The sequence below is a fragment of the Limnohabitans sp. Rim8 genome (assembly GCF_943326455.1).
GTDB lineage: Bacteria > Pseudomonadota > Gammaproteobacteria > Burkholderiales > Burkholderiaceae_C > Limnohabitans_A.
The window spans coordinates 37152-51585 of sequence record NZ_CALPTI020000024.1 but is presented as its reverse complement, the minus strand read 5'-3'; the positions used below and the strand labels follow the sequence as shown (position 1 = coordinate 51585).

Annotated in this window: 17 protein-coding genes; 7 read left to right on the top strand and 10 right to left on the bottom strand. The window is 60.1% G+C overall.

The window, feature by feature from the left end:
* A partial coding sequence (locus tag Q1M54_RS14010) for an uL14 family ribosomal protein (protein ID WP_300558381.1) occupies window positions 1–213 on the bottom strand: 213 nt, incomplete at its 3' end.
* Between the two features lie 405 nt (window positions 214–618).
* On the opposite strand from Q1M54_RS14010, the gene proC reads away from it, so the two are divergent.
* Window positions 619–1443, top strand: coding sequence for a pyrroline-5-carboxylate reductase (gene proC, locus Q1M54_RS14005; protein ID WP_300558378.1), 825 nt, complete (start codon window positions 619–621; stop codon window positions 1441–1443).
* A 42-nt stretch (window positions 1444–1485) separates the two neighbouring features.
* Here proC and ubiA read toward each other — a convergent pair whose 3' ends face one another.
* Genes ubiA through Q1M54_RS13985 form a run of 4 tightly spaced genes read right to left on the bottom strand, consistent with a single transcriptional unit; the run spans window position 1486 to window position 5849 of the window.
* Window positions 1486–2334, bottom strand: coding sequence for a 4-hydroxybenzoate octaprenyltransferase (ubiA, locus tag Q1M54_RS14000; protein ID WP_300558376.1), 849 nt, complete (start codon window positions 2332–2334; stop codon window positions 1486–1488).
* 9 nt (window positions 2335–2343) lie between these two features.
* Window positions 2344–3306 (bottom strand): LysR substrate-binding domain-containing protein, encoded by a 963-nt coding sequence (locus Q1M54_RS13995; protein WP_300558374.1) that lies wholly within the window; start codon window positions 3304–3306, stop codon window positions 2344–2346.
* A 16-nt stretch (window positions 3307–3322) separates the two neighbouring features.
* Window positions 3323–5392: an ATP-dependent DNA helicase RecG gene (gene recG / locus Q1M54_RS13990; RefSeq protein WP_300558372.1), complete on the bottom strand. Its 2070-nt coding sequence runs from the start codon at window positions 5390–5392 to the stop codon at window positions 3323–3325.
* Window positions 5393–5435: 43 nt separating this feature from the next.
* Window positions 5436–5849: a hypothetical protein gene (locus Q1M54_RS13985; protein ID WP_300558369.1), complete on the bottom strand. Its 414-nt coding sequence runs from the start codon at window positions 5847–5849 to the stop codon at window positions 5436–5438.
* Between the two features lie 169 nt (window positions 5850–6018).
* On the opposite strand from Q1M54_RS13985, the gene Q1M54_RS13980 reads away from it, so the two are divergent.
* The 4 genes from Q1M54_RS13980 to Q1M54_RS13965 all read left to right on the top strand — a co-directional run bounded on the left by Q1M54_RS13980 (window position 6019) and on the right by Q1M54_RS13965 (window position 8190).
* Window positions 6019–6384 carry a response regulator gene (locus tag Q1M54_RS13980; RefSeq protein WP_300558366.1) on the top strand — a complete coding sequence of 122 codons (366 nt, stop codon included), beginning with the start codon at window positions 6019–6021 and terminating at the stop codon, window positions 6382–6384.
* Window positions 6385–6451: 67 nt separating this feature from the next.
* Window positions 6452–7540, top strand: a complete 1089-nt coding sequence (gene queA / locus Q1M54_RS13975; RefSeq protein ID WP_300558363.1) for a tRNA preQ1(34) S-adenosylmethionine ribosyltransferase-isomerase QueA — start codon at window positions 6452–6454, stop codon at window positions 7538–7540.
* Window positions 7541–7593: 53 nt separating this feature from the next.
* Complete coding sequence (locus tag Q1M54_RS13970) at window positions 7594–7863, top strand: prevent-host-death protein (RefSeq protein WP_300558360.1); 270 nt, start codon at window positions 7594–7596, stop codon at window positions 7861–7863.
* An 18-nt stretch (window positions 7864–7881) separates the two neighbouring features.
* Window positions 7882–8190 carry a type II toxin-antitoxin system RelE/ParE family toxin gene (locus Q1M54_RS13965; protein ID WP_300558358.1) on the top strand — a complete coding sequence of 103 codons (309 nt, stop codon included), beginning with the start codon at window positions 7882–7884 and terminating at the stop codon, window positions 8188–8190.
* A gap of 22 nt (window positions 8191–8212) precedes the next feature.
* Here Q1M54_RS13965 and Q1M54_RS13960 read toward each other — a convergent pair whose 3' ends face one another.
* The 3 genes from Q1M54_RS13960 to Q1M54_RS13950 are packed head-to-tail and all read right to left on the bottom strand — an operon-like array spanning window position 8213 to window position 10286.
* On the bottom strand, window positions 8213–8530 hold the full coding sequence (locus Q1M54_RS13960; RefSeq protein ID WP_300558355.1) for a non-heme iron oxygenase ferredoxin subunit: 318 nt from the start codon (window positions 8528–8530) through the stop codon (window positions 8213–8215).
* On the bottom strand, window positions 8527–9015 hold the full coding sequence (locus Q1M54_RS13955) for an aromatic-ring-hydroxylating dioxygenase subunit beta (RefSeq protein ID WP_300558352.1): 489 nt from the start codon (window positions 9013–9015) through the stop codon (window positions 8527–8529). Before Q1M54_RS13955 ends, Q1M54_RS13960 begins: the two co-directional genes overlap by 4 nt.
* A gap of 5 nt (window positions 9016–9020) precedes the next feature.
* Window positions 9021–10286: an aromatic ring-hydroxylating dioxygenase subunit alpha gene (locus Q1M54_RS13950; protein WP_300558349.1), complete on the bottom strand. Its 1266-nt coding sequence runs from the start codon at window positions 10284–10286 to the stop codon at window positions 9021–9023.
* A 105-nt stretch (window positions 10287–10391) separates the two neighbouring features.
* Here Q1M54_RS13950 and Q1M54_RS13945 point away from each other — a divergent pair, with 105 nt between their 5' ends.
* Window positions 10392–11339, top strand: a complete 948-nt coding sequence (locus Q1M54_RS13945) for a LysR family transcriptional regulator (protein ID WP_300558346.1) — start codon at window positions 10392–10394, stop codon at window positions 11337–11339.
* A 63-nt stretch (window positions 11340–11402) separates the two neighbouring features.
* Complete coding sequence (gene tgt / locus Q1M54_RS13940; protein ID WP_300558343.1) at window positions 11403–12575, top strand: tRNA guanosine(34) transglycosylase Tgt; 1173 nt, start codon at window positions 11403–11405, stop codon at window positions 12573–12575.
* A 3-nt stretch (window positions 12576–12578) separates the two neighbouring features.
* Here the strand turns inward: tgt and Q1M54_RS13935 are convergent, their stop codons facing one another.
* Window positions 12579–14117: a cryptochrome/photolyase family protein gene (locus Q1M54_RS13935; protein ID WP_300558340.1), complete on the bottom strand. Its 1539-nt coding sequence runs from the start codon at window positions 14115–14117 to the stop codon at window positions 12579–12581.
* Window positions 14114–14347, bottom strand: a complete 234-nt coding sequence (locus Q1M54_RS13930; RefSeq protein ID WP_300558337.1) for a DUF2256 domain-containing protein — start codon at window positions 14345–14347, stop codon at window positions 14114–14116. The genes Q1M54_RS13935 and Q1M54_RS13930 overlap by 4 nt, the downstream gene beginning before the upstream one ends.
* Between the last annotated feature and the right edge of the window lie 87 nt (window positions 14348–14434).

Below are 14434 nucleotides of genomic sequence, written 5' to 3'. Positions count from 1 at the left end.
GCGGCGAATGCCCTTGGCGGTGCGAACCACCACAGCACTGTAAATCTCGCCTTTTTTGACGCGACCACGTGGGGCGGCTTCTTTGATGCTCACTTTGATGATGTCGCCAACACTTGCATAGCGACGCTTGGACCCGCCGAGCACCTTAATGCACAGCACGGACTTGGCGCCGGTGTTGTCGGCCACATCCAACCGAGATTCTGTCTGGATCATTTCTTTGTTCCCAACTTGTATTCTTTGTCCACCAGCCCAACAGCCAGCCTACAAGAATCAGTCTTGGACCCGTCATTCACACCGCAAACCACTCGCGGCGCTTCAGATTGGGCAGATACCTACGCCTTTTGCAAGGCGAAGCCCTCTATTATGCCTTTAAAAATTGGCTTGTGCAATCAATTGAAGAATCTTTTTTGTAAAACAGGCTTTTTTGGGGGGGCCATCTTGGAAATTAGCCGTCTCAAATCGTTCCACAAGCCCTTTTGAAGCTTGTCATGCCTTGGTCAATGGCAAGAATGCGGTCCGCTGGCAAAGATGACCCAAAGACGGGCACGCAAACAGCGACAATCGCCTAACAGGGTCGCCCATCAGCCCATTTAGCGTCACTTTCGGAGTTTGCTACGCATGACACACCTCGCACACCACACGGCCTTTATTGGCGGCGGCAACATGGCCAGCGCCATCATTGGCGGCCTGATTCGCCAAGGCATGAAGCCCGAACAATTCACCGTGGTCGAACCCTATGCAGAAACCGCCGCCAAGTTGCAGCAAGACTTTGGCATCACCGCCCTGCCTGCTGCTGGACCGGCTTTGGCGCAAGCCCAGTTGGTGGTCTGGGCCGTCAAACCACAAGTTTTTCATGAGGCCGCCCTTCCGGTCATGCCCTTCACCCGCCCAGCGCTCCACCTGTCGGTGGCTGCAGGCATCCGCACCGACAGCATTTGCCGCTGGTTGGGCACGCAGCGCGTGGTGCGCTGCATGCCCAACACGCCTGCGCTGGTCGGTCAGGGCATCACCGGCTTGTTCGCCTGCCCATCGGTCACGCCTGCCGACAAAGCTGGCGTTGAACAAGTCATTCGCACCACAGGCCAGAGTGTGTGGGTCGATCAAGAATCACTCTTGGATGCCGTGACCGCCCTGTCGGGCTCGGGCCCAGCTTATGTTTTTTACTTTTTAGAAGCCATGACCGAAGCTGGCGTGGGCATGGGGCTGACAGCCGCTCAGGCCTACCAACTGGCAATGGCCACCTTTTCTGGAGCCTCGGCTTTGGCCGCCGCGTCCAGTGAAACACCCGAAGTGCTGCGCCAGCGTGTGACCTCCAAGGGCGGCACCACTTACGCGGCCTTGACCAGCATGGACAGCGCCGGCATCAAGGCTTCTTTTATCCAGGCGATGCAGGCCGCTCAAAAGCGAGCCGCCGAGCTGGGTGACGAATTTGGCAAAGCCTGAGGCCTGTCGTTGTGAAAGCCCCATGGGGTTTTCGGGCACCTGCTAATAAGACAGCGCCACGCCAACAAACACGCTGAAACCCAGCCAATGGTTCAACCTGAAGGCTTTGAAGCAGCCTTCACGCGTGCGGTCTTTGATCAACAGCACGTGCCAAACCACCTGCGCCAAAGCCGAGAGCAAGCCTGCCCAAAACCAAACCCCGCGTGAAGCGCCTTCCAACAAAAGCACCCAAGCCAGCCAATAGGCCAGATAGAACCCGGTAATGGCGGTCACATCCCACTGGCCCAGGGTGATGGCCGAGGTCTTCATGCCGATGTTCAAGTCGTCGTCGCGGTCCACCATGGCGTATTCGGTGTCATAGGCCAACACCCAAAACAAGTTGCCCAGCAGCAAACCCCAAGCCAAAAGCGGCACCTGCCCCTGAACTGCCGCAAACGCCATCGGAATGCCAAAGCTGAAAGCCACACCGAGCACAGCCTGTGGCATGGACACAAAGCGCTTGGCATACGGATAGACCAGCGTCACCGCCAGCGCCGCAAAAGACCAGGCGATGGTGGCCGCATTGGTGGTCAACACCAGGCCAAACGCACACAGTGCCAGCACCACGCCCACGGCCAAGGCTTCTTTCACGCCCAGACGCCCACTCGTGACCGGTCGGTTGGCCGTGCGCTTGACGTGTTTGTCAAAGTCGCGGTCGGCCACATCGTTGACACAGCAACCCGCGCTGCGCATCAAGACGGTGCCCAAGGTGAACACCGCGATCAGGTGCCAGCCGGGAAATCCGTCGGCAGCCACCCACAGCGCGGCCAAAGACGGCCACAGCAGCAGCAACCAACCCGCGGGACGATTCCAGCGGATCAAATCCAGATACAGCTTGAGCTTTGTGGTCACACAGGCGCCTCAAGACAAACGGGTCACGCCCGGCAATGGGCAGGCGTAGATGGCATTGCGCATGGCGGCAATCGCCTCATAGCGGGTGTAACTGCGCCGCCAGGCCAGCACCACACGGCGCGTGGGCGGCTTGCCGCCTGCCGGATCCACGATGGGCAGATAACGCACAGGCGAATCGCTGTGCCCGCCCGAGCGTTTGTGCACCGGCTTGAGATCGGGCACCGACAGACGCGGCACCAAAGTCACGCCCATGCCTGCTGCCACCATGTGCTTGATGGTCTCCAGCGACGAGCCCTCAAATGTCTTGCGAATGCCATCGGTCTGGCTCGCGTAACGGGCAAATTCTGGGCAGACCTCCAGCACATGGTCGCGAAAGCAATGGCCTGCGCCCAGCAACAGCATGGTTTCGTTTTTCAGTTGCTCGGGCGTGATGGACGTTTGATTGGCCAAAGGGTGGCTCAAAGGCAAAGCGGCCATGAAAGTTTCGTCGTACAAAGGCGCCACGGCCAAACCCGACTCGGGGAAAGGCTCGGCCAGGATGGCGCAATCGATCTCGCCTGTGCGCAGCATCTCGAGCAGCCGCACGGTGAAGTTCTCCTGCAGCATCAGCGGCATTTGCGGCATGTCGGTGATGATCTGGCGCACCAGATCGGGCAGCAAATACGGGCCAATCGTGTAAATCACGCCCAGCCGCATGGTGGCCGCCAGCGGGTCTTTGCCCCGCTTGGCGATTTCCTTGATCTCGGCGGCCTGCTCCAGCACGCTTTGCGCCTGGCGCACGATTTCTTCGCCCAAGGTGGTGACCGAGACCTCGCTGGCGCTGCGCTCAAACAGCTTGACCTCCAGCTCTTCTTCCAGCTTCTTGATGGCCAGCGACAGCGTAGGCTGCGACACGAAGCACGCCTCGGCTGCTTTGCCAAAGTGCTTTTCGCGGGCCACGGCCACGATGTATTTGAGTTCGGTCAGGGTCATGGTCGGTATTTGAACATCAAGCCTTGAGGTACTCGGATTTGCCGCCCAGCCAACGGCCTATGTGACGCTCGGCCAAACCCGCGTGCCGGTCCAGCATCACCGGGGCCAGCGCACGTGCCCAGTCCAGCAGATGGCTGTCGGTCTCCAGATCGGCAAAGCGCAGCAAAGGCGCGCCCGACTGGCGCGCCCCCAAAAACTCACCCGGCCCGCGAATCTCCAAGTCACGTCTTGCAATCTCGAAACCGTCGTTCGTCTCCACCATGGCCCGCAGGCGCTCGCGGGCCGTCTCGCTCAAGCGGCCGCCCTCGGGCGTGCCGTACAGCAGCACGCAGGCCGAAGCTGCCGCACCCCGGCCTACCCGCCCACGAAGCTGATGCAACTGCGAGAGGCCAAAACGCTCGGCGTGCTCGATCACCATCAGCGAGGCATTGGGCACGTCCACCCCCACCTCAATCACCGTGGTGCTGACCAGCACGCCCATCACCCCTGCGGTGAAGAGTTCCATCACGGCCTTCTTTTCGGCCACCGGCATGCGCGAATGCAACAAGCCCACCATCACGCCCGGCAGCGCCTCGCTCAGGTCAGCGTGGGTTTGGGTGGCATTGGTCAGGTCCAGGGCTTCGCTTTCTTCGATCAGCGGGCACACCCAATACACCTGCCGCCCCTCTTGCAACTGAGCCCCGATACGCGAGACCACTTCGTCCCGGCGATGGTCTGACACCACGCGGGTCACGATAGGCGTGCGGCCGGGGGGTAATTCGTCAATCACCGACACATCCAGATCGGCGTAATAGCTCATGGCCAGCGTGCGCGGAATGGGCGTGGCCGTCATCATCAGCATGTGCGGCTCCATGCCAGGGGCCTGCATCTTGCCGCGCAAGGCCAGGCGCTGGGCCACGCCAAAGCGGTGCTGCTCGTCGATGACCGCCAGCCCCAAGCACTTGAACTTGACGTGTTCTTGAATCACCGCGTGCGTGCCCACCACCAGCGCGGCCTCGCCCGACTCGATCAGCGCCAGCATGGTGGCGCGCTCTTTCTTTTTCTGGCTGCCAATCAGCCAAGCCACCTTCACACCCAGCGGCTCCAGCCAGCCCACCAGCTTGGCAAAGTGCTGAGTGGCCAAAATTTCGGTTGGGGCCATCAGGGCGCATTGCCAGCCCGCATCGATGGCCACCATCGCCGCCAGCGCGGCCACCACCGTCTTGCCCGCGCCCACATCGCCTTGCAACAAGCGGTGCATCGGCACGTTACGCGCCAGGTCATGCGCTATTTCGCGCCCCACGCGCTGCTGGGCATTCGTCAAAGCAAATGGCAGCGCTTTGAGCAACTGATCGTGCAAAGCGCCGCGCTTCATCTTCAAAGCCGGGGCACGCAACAAATCGCGCTCGCGCTTGGCTGTCAGTTGCGAAAGCTGCTGCGCCAGCAACTCCTCGCACTTCAGGCGCACCCAGGCCGGGTGGCTGCGGTCCTCTAAGGCGGCCAGAGACACATCGGGCGTGGGGTGGTGCAAAAACTGCAGCGCATCGCGCAGCGACCAAGCGCCACGCGGGTCCGGCCAAGCGATGCCGGGGGGCAAGGTCTCGCTCAGGTCGGCATGGTTCAGGCCATTGATCACCGCCTGGCGTAAATACGCCTGCGCCAGCCCGGCCACCGTGGAATACACCGGCGTCAAAGCCTCGGCCAAATGCCCGCCCGCCGCCTTGAAGGTCGGGTGCATCATGGTCAGGCCCATGAAGCCACCCTTGACCTCTCCCCGCGCCCGGATGCGGTTACCCACCGCCAGCGCCTTCTGGTGCGAAGGGTAAAAACTGAAAAACCGCATCACGCAGGTGTCTGAACCGTCATCCACCGTGACCAGCAACTGGCGGCGCGGCCGCATCGTGATCTCGCAGGCCGTCACCGTCGCCTCGATCTGCGCGGTATCGCCCTCGCGCGCATCGCGCAGCTTGACGATGCGCGTCTCGTCCTCGTAGCGCAGCGGCAGGTGCAGCGCCAGATCAATGTCGCGCTTCAAGCCCAGCTTGATCAGCGCTTTTTGCGGAGCGCTGAGCGGCTTGGCTGACGCGGGGGCTGACGGGGAGGGCATGGGGCGATTGTGCCGCGTCCAAGTCTGCACAACACAGGGGGGTTCACACTTTTGACTTCAAGCTGGCAGCCAAAGCCAAAGCCGTCACGACCTCGCGCACCGTTTTGCGGTCATTAACATCCAAGCCGAGGTAGCGGCTGAGCATTTCACGATCGGCCATGCTCAACGTGGCAGGGTCTGTCGAAGCCTCCGCGGCCATGACAGCGCCGCCCGTCCGACCAAACCTCAGTTCATCCGGGCTCACCTGCAACCAGTCCGCCAGCACCCGCAATTTGTCCTGCGTAGGAATCGCTTTGCCCAACAACCAATTGCGCGCCGTATGCGGGGTGATGCTGCGGCCCCAATAACGAAGATTGAATACATTGGCCACCACCGTGGGCGAAGCCCGCACAGCAGAAGCATCCAGCGCCTGCCTGAGACGCTGTGCAAATGCTTCTGGTTCGGATAGGGAGCCCATCTTGGCAAAGGTATCTCTTGACTCCTTTTTCTTCTGTAATTTAATTAACAAATTTGTTAAAAGTTAATTACAATTTTCATTTAATGCAAACATTAACATCTCTAGACAACTCTTTTTAAAACAAATAATTTTTTAATTAATATTAATTTATCCACCCAGTCACACGCAGATGCAAACTCTCCAAAGGCTAGCCATCGTCGAGAACGATCTCTCGATCCGAGACTCACTCTCGAGGCTGCTGACGCTGAAAGGATTCGATGTCGTGGCCTATGGATGTGCCGAAGACTTTCTAGCGCAGAACACCATGACTTCAACCGATCTCATCTTGAGCGATATTGAAATGCCAGGTATGGATGGCTTTCAATTGCTGCGCAGACTTCAAGACCTGAACATCAACACCCCGATCATCCTGATGTCTGGTCGTCACAGCCTTGACAACAAACAGTCACTTGAACTGGGTGTCGCAGCCTTCATTTCCAAACCATTTCTTTTTGGCGATCTCCTTGCCAACATCCGAATGCACATTGCTCGCTGAGCACGGGTACTTCGCGTGAGAAAATCACGCCGTTTTCATTCCAACGGGCCTGTCAAGCCCACACACCATGTCCTCTTCTGCCTCCCCCCGCGCCTTCACGCTCAACGATTTCGACTTTGAGCTCCCACCCGAACTGATTGCCCAACACCCTGCTGCGGAGCGCAGCGCCTCGCGCTTGCTGGACGGCGCGCCCGGGGCGGTCACAGACCGGATTTTTCGCGATCTGCCCAGCCTGCTCAACCCGGGCGACTTGCTGGTGTTCAATGACACCAAGGTGGTCAAGGCCCGCATCTTTGGCGAGAAGGCCAGTGGCGGCAAGCTGGAGTTGCTGATCGAGCGCGTGCTGCAGGGCCACCAGGTGGTGGCGCACATGAAGGTGAGCAAAAAACCTTTGGTGGGCGGCAAGATGTATTTGGCAGGCGGCGCGCGCCACGGCGGTTTTGATGCCGTGCTGCTGGGCCGCTGGCCCGATGAAAACGGCCAGCTGTTTCACCTGCAGCTGAGCGACGAGCCGCACGCCTTGATGGAAAAGCACGGCGTGGTGCCGCTGCCTCCATACATTGAGCGACCTGCAGGCACTGCCGACCACGCCGACACCGAAGAAGACGCACGCCGTTACCAGACCGTGTTTGCGCGGGCACCGGGCGCGGTGGCCGCGCCCACGGCGGCGCTGCATTTTGACGAGGGGGTGTTGTCGGCCCTGGCGGCGCGTGGCGTGCACACGGCCAGCGTCACGCTGCATGTGGGCGCAGGCACCTTCCAGCCGGTCAAGACCGAGAACATTGCCGAACACACCATGCACAGCGAGTGGTACGAGGTGCCCGAAGCCACGCAGCAGGCCATTGCGGCTTGCAAGGCACGCGGTGGCCAGGTGGTGGCGGTGGGCACCACCACGGTGCGCACGCTGGAGTCGTGGGCCAAGTTTGGCCAGGCCAGCGGCGACACCGAGATTTTCATCACCCCGGGTTTTGAGTTCCAAGTGATCGACCGGCTGATCACCAACTTCCATCTGCCCAAAAGCACGCTGATGATGCTGGTCAGCGCCTTTGCAGGCTACGAACACATCATGGGCCTGTACCGCCACGCGATGGCGCAGCGGTACCGGTTTTTCAGCTATGGGGATTCGATGCTGTTGACGCGCACCAGGATCGATTGATTCTTGCCAGATCATTGGCGCATTACAATTGCATCGCAATTGAAAGGCTTCCTATGAAAACCGCCACACTACCGGCCCTTCGTGTCAGCCCAAGTCTCAGACAAGCCGCCGAAAATGCACTTCGCCCCGATGAGACCATTTCCAAGCTGATGGAAATCTCACTGGAAAGATTCATTGCACACCGCGCGGCCGAAGACGAGTTCATTGCCCGTGGTTTGCGATCTGCCGAAGAAGCCCGTCAAAGTCAGGTCTACTTTTCCGCTGATGACGTGCTGCATGAATTGAAGAGCAAACTGGCCAAAGCCAAGTCCTCGGCCTCTTGAGTCGGACCGGGCTCGATCATGGATGAGTTTCAAGTTCGCTTTACTGCAAAAGCCCAATCTGATCTGAACAGGCTTTATGAGTATCTCTTGGAATTTGACACCCATACTGCTGAACGGGCATTGCAAGCCATTGAAAACGGTCTAGATTTTTTACGCAAATCGCCTTTTTCTTGTCGCAAAGCAGCCGATGGTGCACACGGCCCTATGCTCAGAGAGCTCATCATTTCGTTTGGAGCATCTGGGTATCTGGCACTTTTTGAAATTGAAGACGCTCACACGGTGACCGTCCTCGCATTGCGACATCAGCGAGAAGACGATTTCCACTGATGAAAATGGCTCTCAATTGGCATCAGCCCAGCTGAAGAAACACCCGCCCACCTTCCACCTTGACCGGCCAAGTCTTGGCCGGCTCGGTCGCCGGGCCGCAGGCCACCGAACCGTCACGCAGGCTGAACTGGGCCTGATGAAAGGGGCATTCCACATGGTCGCCTTCGACAAAGCCGTCACACAGCTTGGCGTTGCCATGGGTACACAGGTTGTTGATGGCAAAGACTTCGCCATCCAAGCTGAACAGCGCGATGTCTTGGCCCTCGGGGGCGACGGCGATGCCTGCGCCTTCAAACAAATCGGCCTCGGCGGCCACGTCGGTCCAGTTTGTCATGGTCATATCGGGTAAATGATGGCGTTGGGGATCATTTCGCTGTCGTACACGCACAGGCGCTCAGCAAACTTCAGGCCTTCGGGCGTTGGCACGATGGTGTCGATGTAGCGGCCCACATTGAACACGGTGCTGGCTTTGTCGAGTTTGGTGCGAAACACGGCGTAGTTGGCTTCGGCGTGGATGCGCTCGCCCTCCACACGGCGAACCACCGGCGCGCCCACCACATGGCGCTGGTAATACGGGTCGTGGTACAGCGTTTCTTGGATGCCATACACCCGGTCTTTCAACATGCCTTGGCTGGTGAACGACAGGGTGCAAAGCGGAAAGCCGCGCTCGTGGTTCTCACGTGGGATGAGTTTGTACACGCATTGCTCGGTGAAAAATTCCGGCCACAAGTCCCACTGCCCGCTGTCCACGGCCAAGGCGTAATCGGCGTACAGGCGGCCGAGGGCCATGTGGGTTTCAAAGTTCACCATGGGGATCGTGCTCATGGGGTTCATGCCTCCATCACTTTGCGCCAGTATTCGTACATGCCTCGAATGAGCGTTTCGGTCACCATGTGGTCCGTCTCGCCCACATCGCGCCCGCCCAGCTCCACCAGCATACGGTGCTCAGGTTTGGTCTCGAAGGCTTGCTGCGAAAACTCGATCACCTCGCCATCGTCCGCGCTCACAAAGCCGGCCGGGCCAAACAGGTTGGACTGGCGCAGGCGGCGCTCGGTCATCTCGGGCGTGTCGTCTTCAAAGCCAAAGTGCGTCCAGACAAAGTCAAACGCCCCATGCCCGTCGGGCTGGATGTGACGTGTGGACACGCTGTTGACCTGCTGCTGAAAGATCACGCTGGGGAACAGCGTCATCATCACCGCCGTGGGCATCTGGTCTTCCATTTGCCACCAGCCCTCGGGCACGATGTCCAGAAAGCTGGCGTCGTGCAGCTGCATGCTTTCTTTGAAGCTGCTCACTTGTGTGACTTGCGACGCCTGCCCCGTGGCCTGGCCCGCGCTGCCCCGGGTCGAGATCATGGCCGCGTGGCGGTGATGCGCGTCCATGCGCAGCTCGCTCTTGTTGTCGGCACGCCAAAGGCCAAAAGTCACAAACCAAGTGTGCAGCAAGCCGGGGTGATACGGGTCTTTGATGTTTTCCTGCATCAGCTTCCAGTTGCCCGGAATACGCTGGCGGTTGTAGCCCAACACCACCAGCTGGCGGCCGTTGAACAGACGGTCGAAGTATTTCAGGATGGTGGGCCCCATGAAGTCTTCGAACGACTCCACACCATGGTCGAACGAAGCGAACACCACACCCCCGCGTGTAGTGACTTTCAAGGCTGTGAGGCCGTGGTCTTTGGGGTCAAAGTCAGACGGCATGCCGCCATTGACCTTGCCGTCTTGCCGCACGCCACGCCGAAACGGCACGCCCTGCAAATCGCCTTGGAGGCTGTAGCTCCACTGGTGATAAGGGCAAACAAACTCTTTTTTGTTGCCATGACGCTCGCGGCAAAACTGCATGCCCCGGTGGGCGCAGACGTTCTCGACCACATGGATCTGCCCGTCGGTGGCGCGCGTCATGATGACCGAGCGCTCGCCCACCACCGTGCGCTTGAAGTCTCCGGGGTTGGGAACCTCGGCCTCCAGGCCCACATAGCTCCAATGGCTTTTGTAGAAGAAGCGCTCCAGCTCCTTTTTGTGCCGGTCTTCGTCGGTGTACACGGCAAACGGAACGCGGCTGGTGCCGGGCGTTTCCCAGTGAATGGCTTGTTCGCGCATGGAGACTCCTCGAAATTCTTGATGCGGATCATGCGCAAACCCATGAATTTCGTAAATCGAAATTCAAAGATAATCACTATTCGAATTTCAAATAACAAAGACACCATGGACCTCGCCCGCCTCGACCTGAACCTGCTGCTGGTGTTTCACCACCTGCTGCGCGAAAAGCGCGTCTCGGCGGTGGCCACGGTGCTGGGCATGAGCCAGCCGGCCGTGAGCAGCGCCTTGGGCCGTTTGCGCACCAACCTGGACGACCCCCTGTTTTTGCGCACCCAAGGCGGCATGGTGCCCACGCCCTATGCCTTGCAGCTGGCCGAACCTGTGGCCACCGCGCTCGACGGCCTGCAGCAAGCACTGCAGGTGCGCGCCTCGTTTGACCCGGCCACCAGCGCGCGCCGCTTCAGCTTGGCCATGACCGACGTGGGCGAGATGTATTTCCTGCCGGTGCTGATGGACGCGCTGTCCCAAAACGCGCCCGGCGTGACACTGAACGTGGTGGCCGTGACCAGCGCCAGCCTGGGCGATGACATGGCCACGGGCCGCACCGACTTGGCGCTGGGCTTGCTGCCGCAGTTGCAAGCGGGCTTCTTCCAGCAAGCGCTGTTTCGCCAGCCCTATGTCTGCCTGATGCGCGAAGGCCATCCGCTGGCCCATGCGCCCAGTTTGGCACTCGCCGACTTTGCCGCTGCCAGCCATGTGCGGGTGATCGCTGCGGGCACAGGGCACGGACGGATCGACGAGGCCATCAGCGAAGCGCTGGAGCGACAGGGCTTGCCAAGGCGCATCCGCCTGACGGTGCCGCACTACGTGGCTTTGGGGGATGTGCTCAGCCACTCCGACCTGATCGCCACAGTGCCTGAGCGCTTTGCGCAGCGTGTGACCCGCCCGTTTGCACTGATTAGCCGCGCCCTGCCTTTGACCGTGGATGGCAGTGCCATTCACCAGTTCTGGCACGCCCGCCTGCACAAAGACCCGGGGCACCAGTGGTTACGAGAGCTGGTGGCGCAATGCTTTGGCGATGGCGGCAAAAGCAGCGCAGAACAAATGGCCTGAGTTTTTTGCAGAATCGCGCACAGGGTGAGCTCCTACAATTCAGGCCTCAGCTTTAGGCCTTACATGCTCCAATTCGACCTGCTCAAAACCGACCCCGCCAGCCACGCCCGCCGCGGCACGCTGACCCTGAACCATGGCGTGGTGCAAACCCCCATCTTCATGCCCGTGGGGACCTATGGCACGGTCAAGGGCGTGATGCCGCGCAGCCTGCACGAGATGGGTGCGCAGATCATTTTGGGCAACACCTTCCACCTGTGGATGCGGCCCGGACTGGACATCATGCAAGGCTTTGGCGGCCTGCACCAGTTTGAAAAATGGGACAAACCCATCCTGACCGACTCGGGAGGGTTTCAGGTCTGGTCGCTCGGCGAGATGCGCAAGATCACCGAAGAGGGCGTGACCTTTGCCAGCCCCGTGAACGGCGACAAGCTCTTCATGTCGCCCGAGGTGAGCATGCAGATCCAGACCATCCTGAACTCGGACATCGTGATGCAACTCGACGAGTGCACACCTTACGAGACCAAGGGCCACCTCACCACCGAAGCCGAAGCACGCAAGTCGATGGAGATGAGCCGCCGCTGGGCGGTGCGCTCCAAAGACGAGTTCGCGCGCCTGGAAAACCCCAACGCGCTGTTTGGCATCGTGCAAGGCGGCATGTTCGAGAACCTGCGGCAGGAATCGCTGGATGCGCTGGTGGAGATGGACTTTCCCGGCTACGCGATTGGCGGCGTGAGCGTGGGCGAGCCCAAAGACCTGATGCTGCAGATCATGGCGCACACGCCACACCGACTGCCTGCGAACAAACCGCGCTACCTGATGGGCGTGGGCACGCCCGAGGATTTGGTGCAAGGTGTGGCCGATGGCGTGGACATGTTCGACTGCGTGATGCCCACCCGCAACGCCCGCAACGGCACGGTGTTCACCCGCTTTGGCGACCTGAAGCTGCGCAATGCACGCCACAAAAATGACCCCCAGCCCCTGGACACCAGCTGCACCTGCCATGCGTGTGCCGGAACATCCGGTGTGTCTTGGGACCAGGGTGGGCGCGAGGGTTTTAGCCGCGCTTACATGCACCACCTGGACCGCTGCGGCGAGATGCTCGGCCCCATGCTGACCACCATCCACAACCTGCACTATTACCTGAACCTGATGAGCGAAGTGCGCGCCTCGCTGGAAGCGGGTCAGTTCTCCGCTTTCCGGGCGCAGTTCAAAACGGACCGGGCACGCGGGGTCTGAGCCTCACACGCCGTCCAGACCTTCGCGGGTGGCATCGGCCTGTTGCCGAATTTGCGCCTTATCGTCTTCGCTCATCTTGCCCACATGCTTGACCATGAGGGCGGTGCGCGGGTTGCCTGAAAAGTCTTTTTCATGGCGGATCAAAAAGTCCCAGTACAACGTGGTCATGGGGCAGGCGTTGGGGCCGGTACGCACTTCGGGTTGGTAACGACAGCCTTTGCAGTAGTTGCTCATGCGGCTGACGTACTGACCGCTGGCCACATAGGGTTTGCTGGTGAAGCGCCCGCCGTTGGCGTGCAGGGCCATGCCTAAGGTGTTGGGCGTTTCCACCCACTCCACCGCGTCCACATACATGGCGCGGTACCAAGCACTGACCTGCTGCGGCGACAAACCCGCCAGCACCGCAAACTGCCCGGTGACCATGAGGCGCTGGATGTGGTGCGCATAACCATGCTGCAGGCTTTGCCCAATGGTGGCCTGCATGCAGGCCATGTGGGTGTTGCCCGTCCAATACCACTTGGGCAAATCGCGGGTGTGGCCGTAGTGGTTGGCCTCGGCCATGTGCGGCATGTCCAGCCAGTACACCCCTCGAATGAACTCGCGCCAACCCAGCACCTGGCGGATGAAGCCCTCGACGCTGGCCAGCGGCAAGCCGCGTGCATGATAAGCCTGCTCGGCCGCGGCAATCACCTCACGCGGGTGGAGCAAATGCAGGTTCAAGCTGCTGCCCACCAGCGCGTGCCAGCCAAAAGGCAGCGTGGTCCACATGGCGTCTTGCCACGCGCCAAAGTTTTCGAGGCGCTGGTCCACAAAGTGCTGCAGTGCCACGAGCGCGTCTTCGCGGGTCACGGCCCAAGCGAAATGGTCAAGCGTGCCGGGGTGCTGGGCAAAGCGTGTGTTGACCAAGTCGATCACGTCTTGCGTGACGCTGTCGGGCGCAAAGCGAGCGGGTGGCGGCACGGTGCCCGGGCCTTTGGCACCAAAACCTTTGCGGTTCTCGGCATCAAAGTTCCATTGGCCTCCAATGGGTTCTTTCCCTTCCATCAAGATGCCGTGCCGTTTGCGCATCTCGCGGTAAAAGAACTCTAGGCGCAGCTCTTTCTTGTCGCCCGCCCACTTGGCAAACTCGGCGCGGCTGCACATAAAGTGGGTGTCGTTCACCCAGCGCAGCAGCACTTGGGCGTGATCGGCGGCATCTTCGATGAGCCGTTCCATGCGCCAAGCCCCGGCTTCCATGACCACCAGGGCTTGGGGGCGGTGCTCTTGCAAGGCATGGGCCAAGCGACCGGCAAAGTCAGCGGGCAAGGCCTTGTCGTCGACCTTCATATAAGTAAAGGGCATTTTGCGGCGGTGCGCTTCGTTGGCAAAGTGCCGCATGCCCGACAAAAAAATAGCAATTCGCGCTTTATGGTTCCAGACTTCGTCGGCTTCGCTGTCCGCTTCGATCATCAACAAGCGGTCTTGGTTGGGGTCAAAGTCGGCCAAAGCCGGGTTGTCCCATCCGAGCTGGTCACCCAACACCAAGATCAGGTGGCGTGTCATGCAGAGACTTTCTTGCGCGGTGAGGGTGTGGGTGTGAGGGTGGGGGTCGCTGGAGTGGGACCCGCGTTGGAGTTCTTGGGTTTGTCGGCCCGGCATCGGTCGCTGCAGTACAGCACCTTGTCCCAGTTTTTGGCCCAGCTTTTGCGCCAGCTCATGGCGCGGCCGCAAACCACACAGGGTTTTTGCGGCAAATCCTGTTTGTTTCCCTTAAAACCAGAGGGTTTGGGCATTCATTTTTCCAATCGCAAAGGGCTGGCGTGACAATAGGGCCAAACAAGTTTAAACTGATCAGTCACAAAATGGAATTAAAAGTGCAA

What these genes read in the sequence shown, in the direction of transcription:
- proC (WP_300558378.1), top strand. Translation starts at nt 619, where the DNA reads ATGACACACCTCGCACACCACACGGCCTTTATTGGCGGCGGCAACATG.
- Q1M54_RS13995 (WP_300558374.1), bottom strand. Translation starts at nt 3,306, where the DNA reads ATGACCCTGACCGAACTCAAATACATCGTGGCCGTGGCCCGCGAAAAG.
- recG (WP_300558372.1), bottom strand. Translation starts at nt 5,392, where the DNA reads ATGCCCTCCCCGTCAGCCCCCGCGTCAGCCAAGCCGCTCAGCGCTCCG.
- Q1M54_RS13985 (WP_300558369.1), bottom strand. Translation starts at nt 5,849, where the DNA reads ATGGGCTCCCTATCCGAACCAGAAGCATTTGCACAGCGTCTCAGGCAG.
- Q1M54_RS13980 (WP_300558366.1), top strand. Translation starts at nt 6,019, where the DNA reads ATGCAAACTCTCCAAAGGCTAGCCATCGTCGAGAACGATCTCTCGATC.
- queA (WP_300558363.1), top strand. Translation starts at nt 6,452, where the DNA reads ATGTCCTCTTCTGCCTCCCCCCGCGCCTTCACGCTCAACGATTTCGAC.
- Q1M54_RS13970 (WP_300558360.1), top strand. Translation starts at nt 7,594, where the DNA reads ATGAAAACCGCCACACTACCGGCCCTTCGTGTCAGCCCAAGTCTCAGA.
- Q1M54_RS13965 (WP_300558358.1), top strand. Translation starts at nt 7,882, where the DNA reads ATGGATGAGTTTCAAGTTCGCTTTACTGCAAAAGCCCAATCTGATCTG.
- Q1M54_RS13960 (WP_300558355.1), bottom strand. Translation starts at nt 8,530, where the DNA reads ATGACCATGACAAACTGGACCGACGTGGCCGCCGAGGCCGATTTGTTT.
- Q1M54_RS13955 (WP_300558352.1), bottom strand. Translation starts at nt 9,015, where the DNA reads ATGAGCACGATCCCCATGGTGAACTTTGAAACCCACATGGCCCTCGGC.
- Q1M54_RS13950 (WP_300558349.1), bottom strand. Translation starts at nt 10,286, where the DNA reads ATGCGCGAACAAGCCATTCACTGGGAAACGCCCGGCACCAGCCGCGTT.
- Q1M54_RS13945 (WP_300558346.1), top strand. Translation starts at nt 10,392, where the DNA reads ATGGACCTCGCCCGCCTCGACCTGAACCTGCTGCTGGTGTTTCACCAC.
- tgt (WP_300558343.1), top strand. Translation starts at nt 11,403, where the DNA reads ATGCTCCAATTCGACCTGCTCAAAACCGACCCCGCCAGCCACGCCCGC.
- Q1M54_RS13935 (WP_300558340.1), bottom strand. Translation starts at nt 14,117, where the DNA reads ATGACACGCCACCTGATCTTGGTGTTGGGTGACCAGCTCGGATGGGAC.
- Q1M54_RS13930 (WP_300558337.1), bottom strand. Translation starts at nt 14,347, where the DNA reads ATGCCCAAACCCTCTGGTTTTAAGGGAAACAAACAGGATTTGCCGCAA.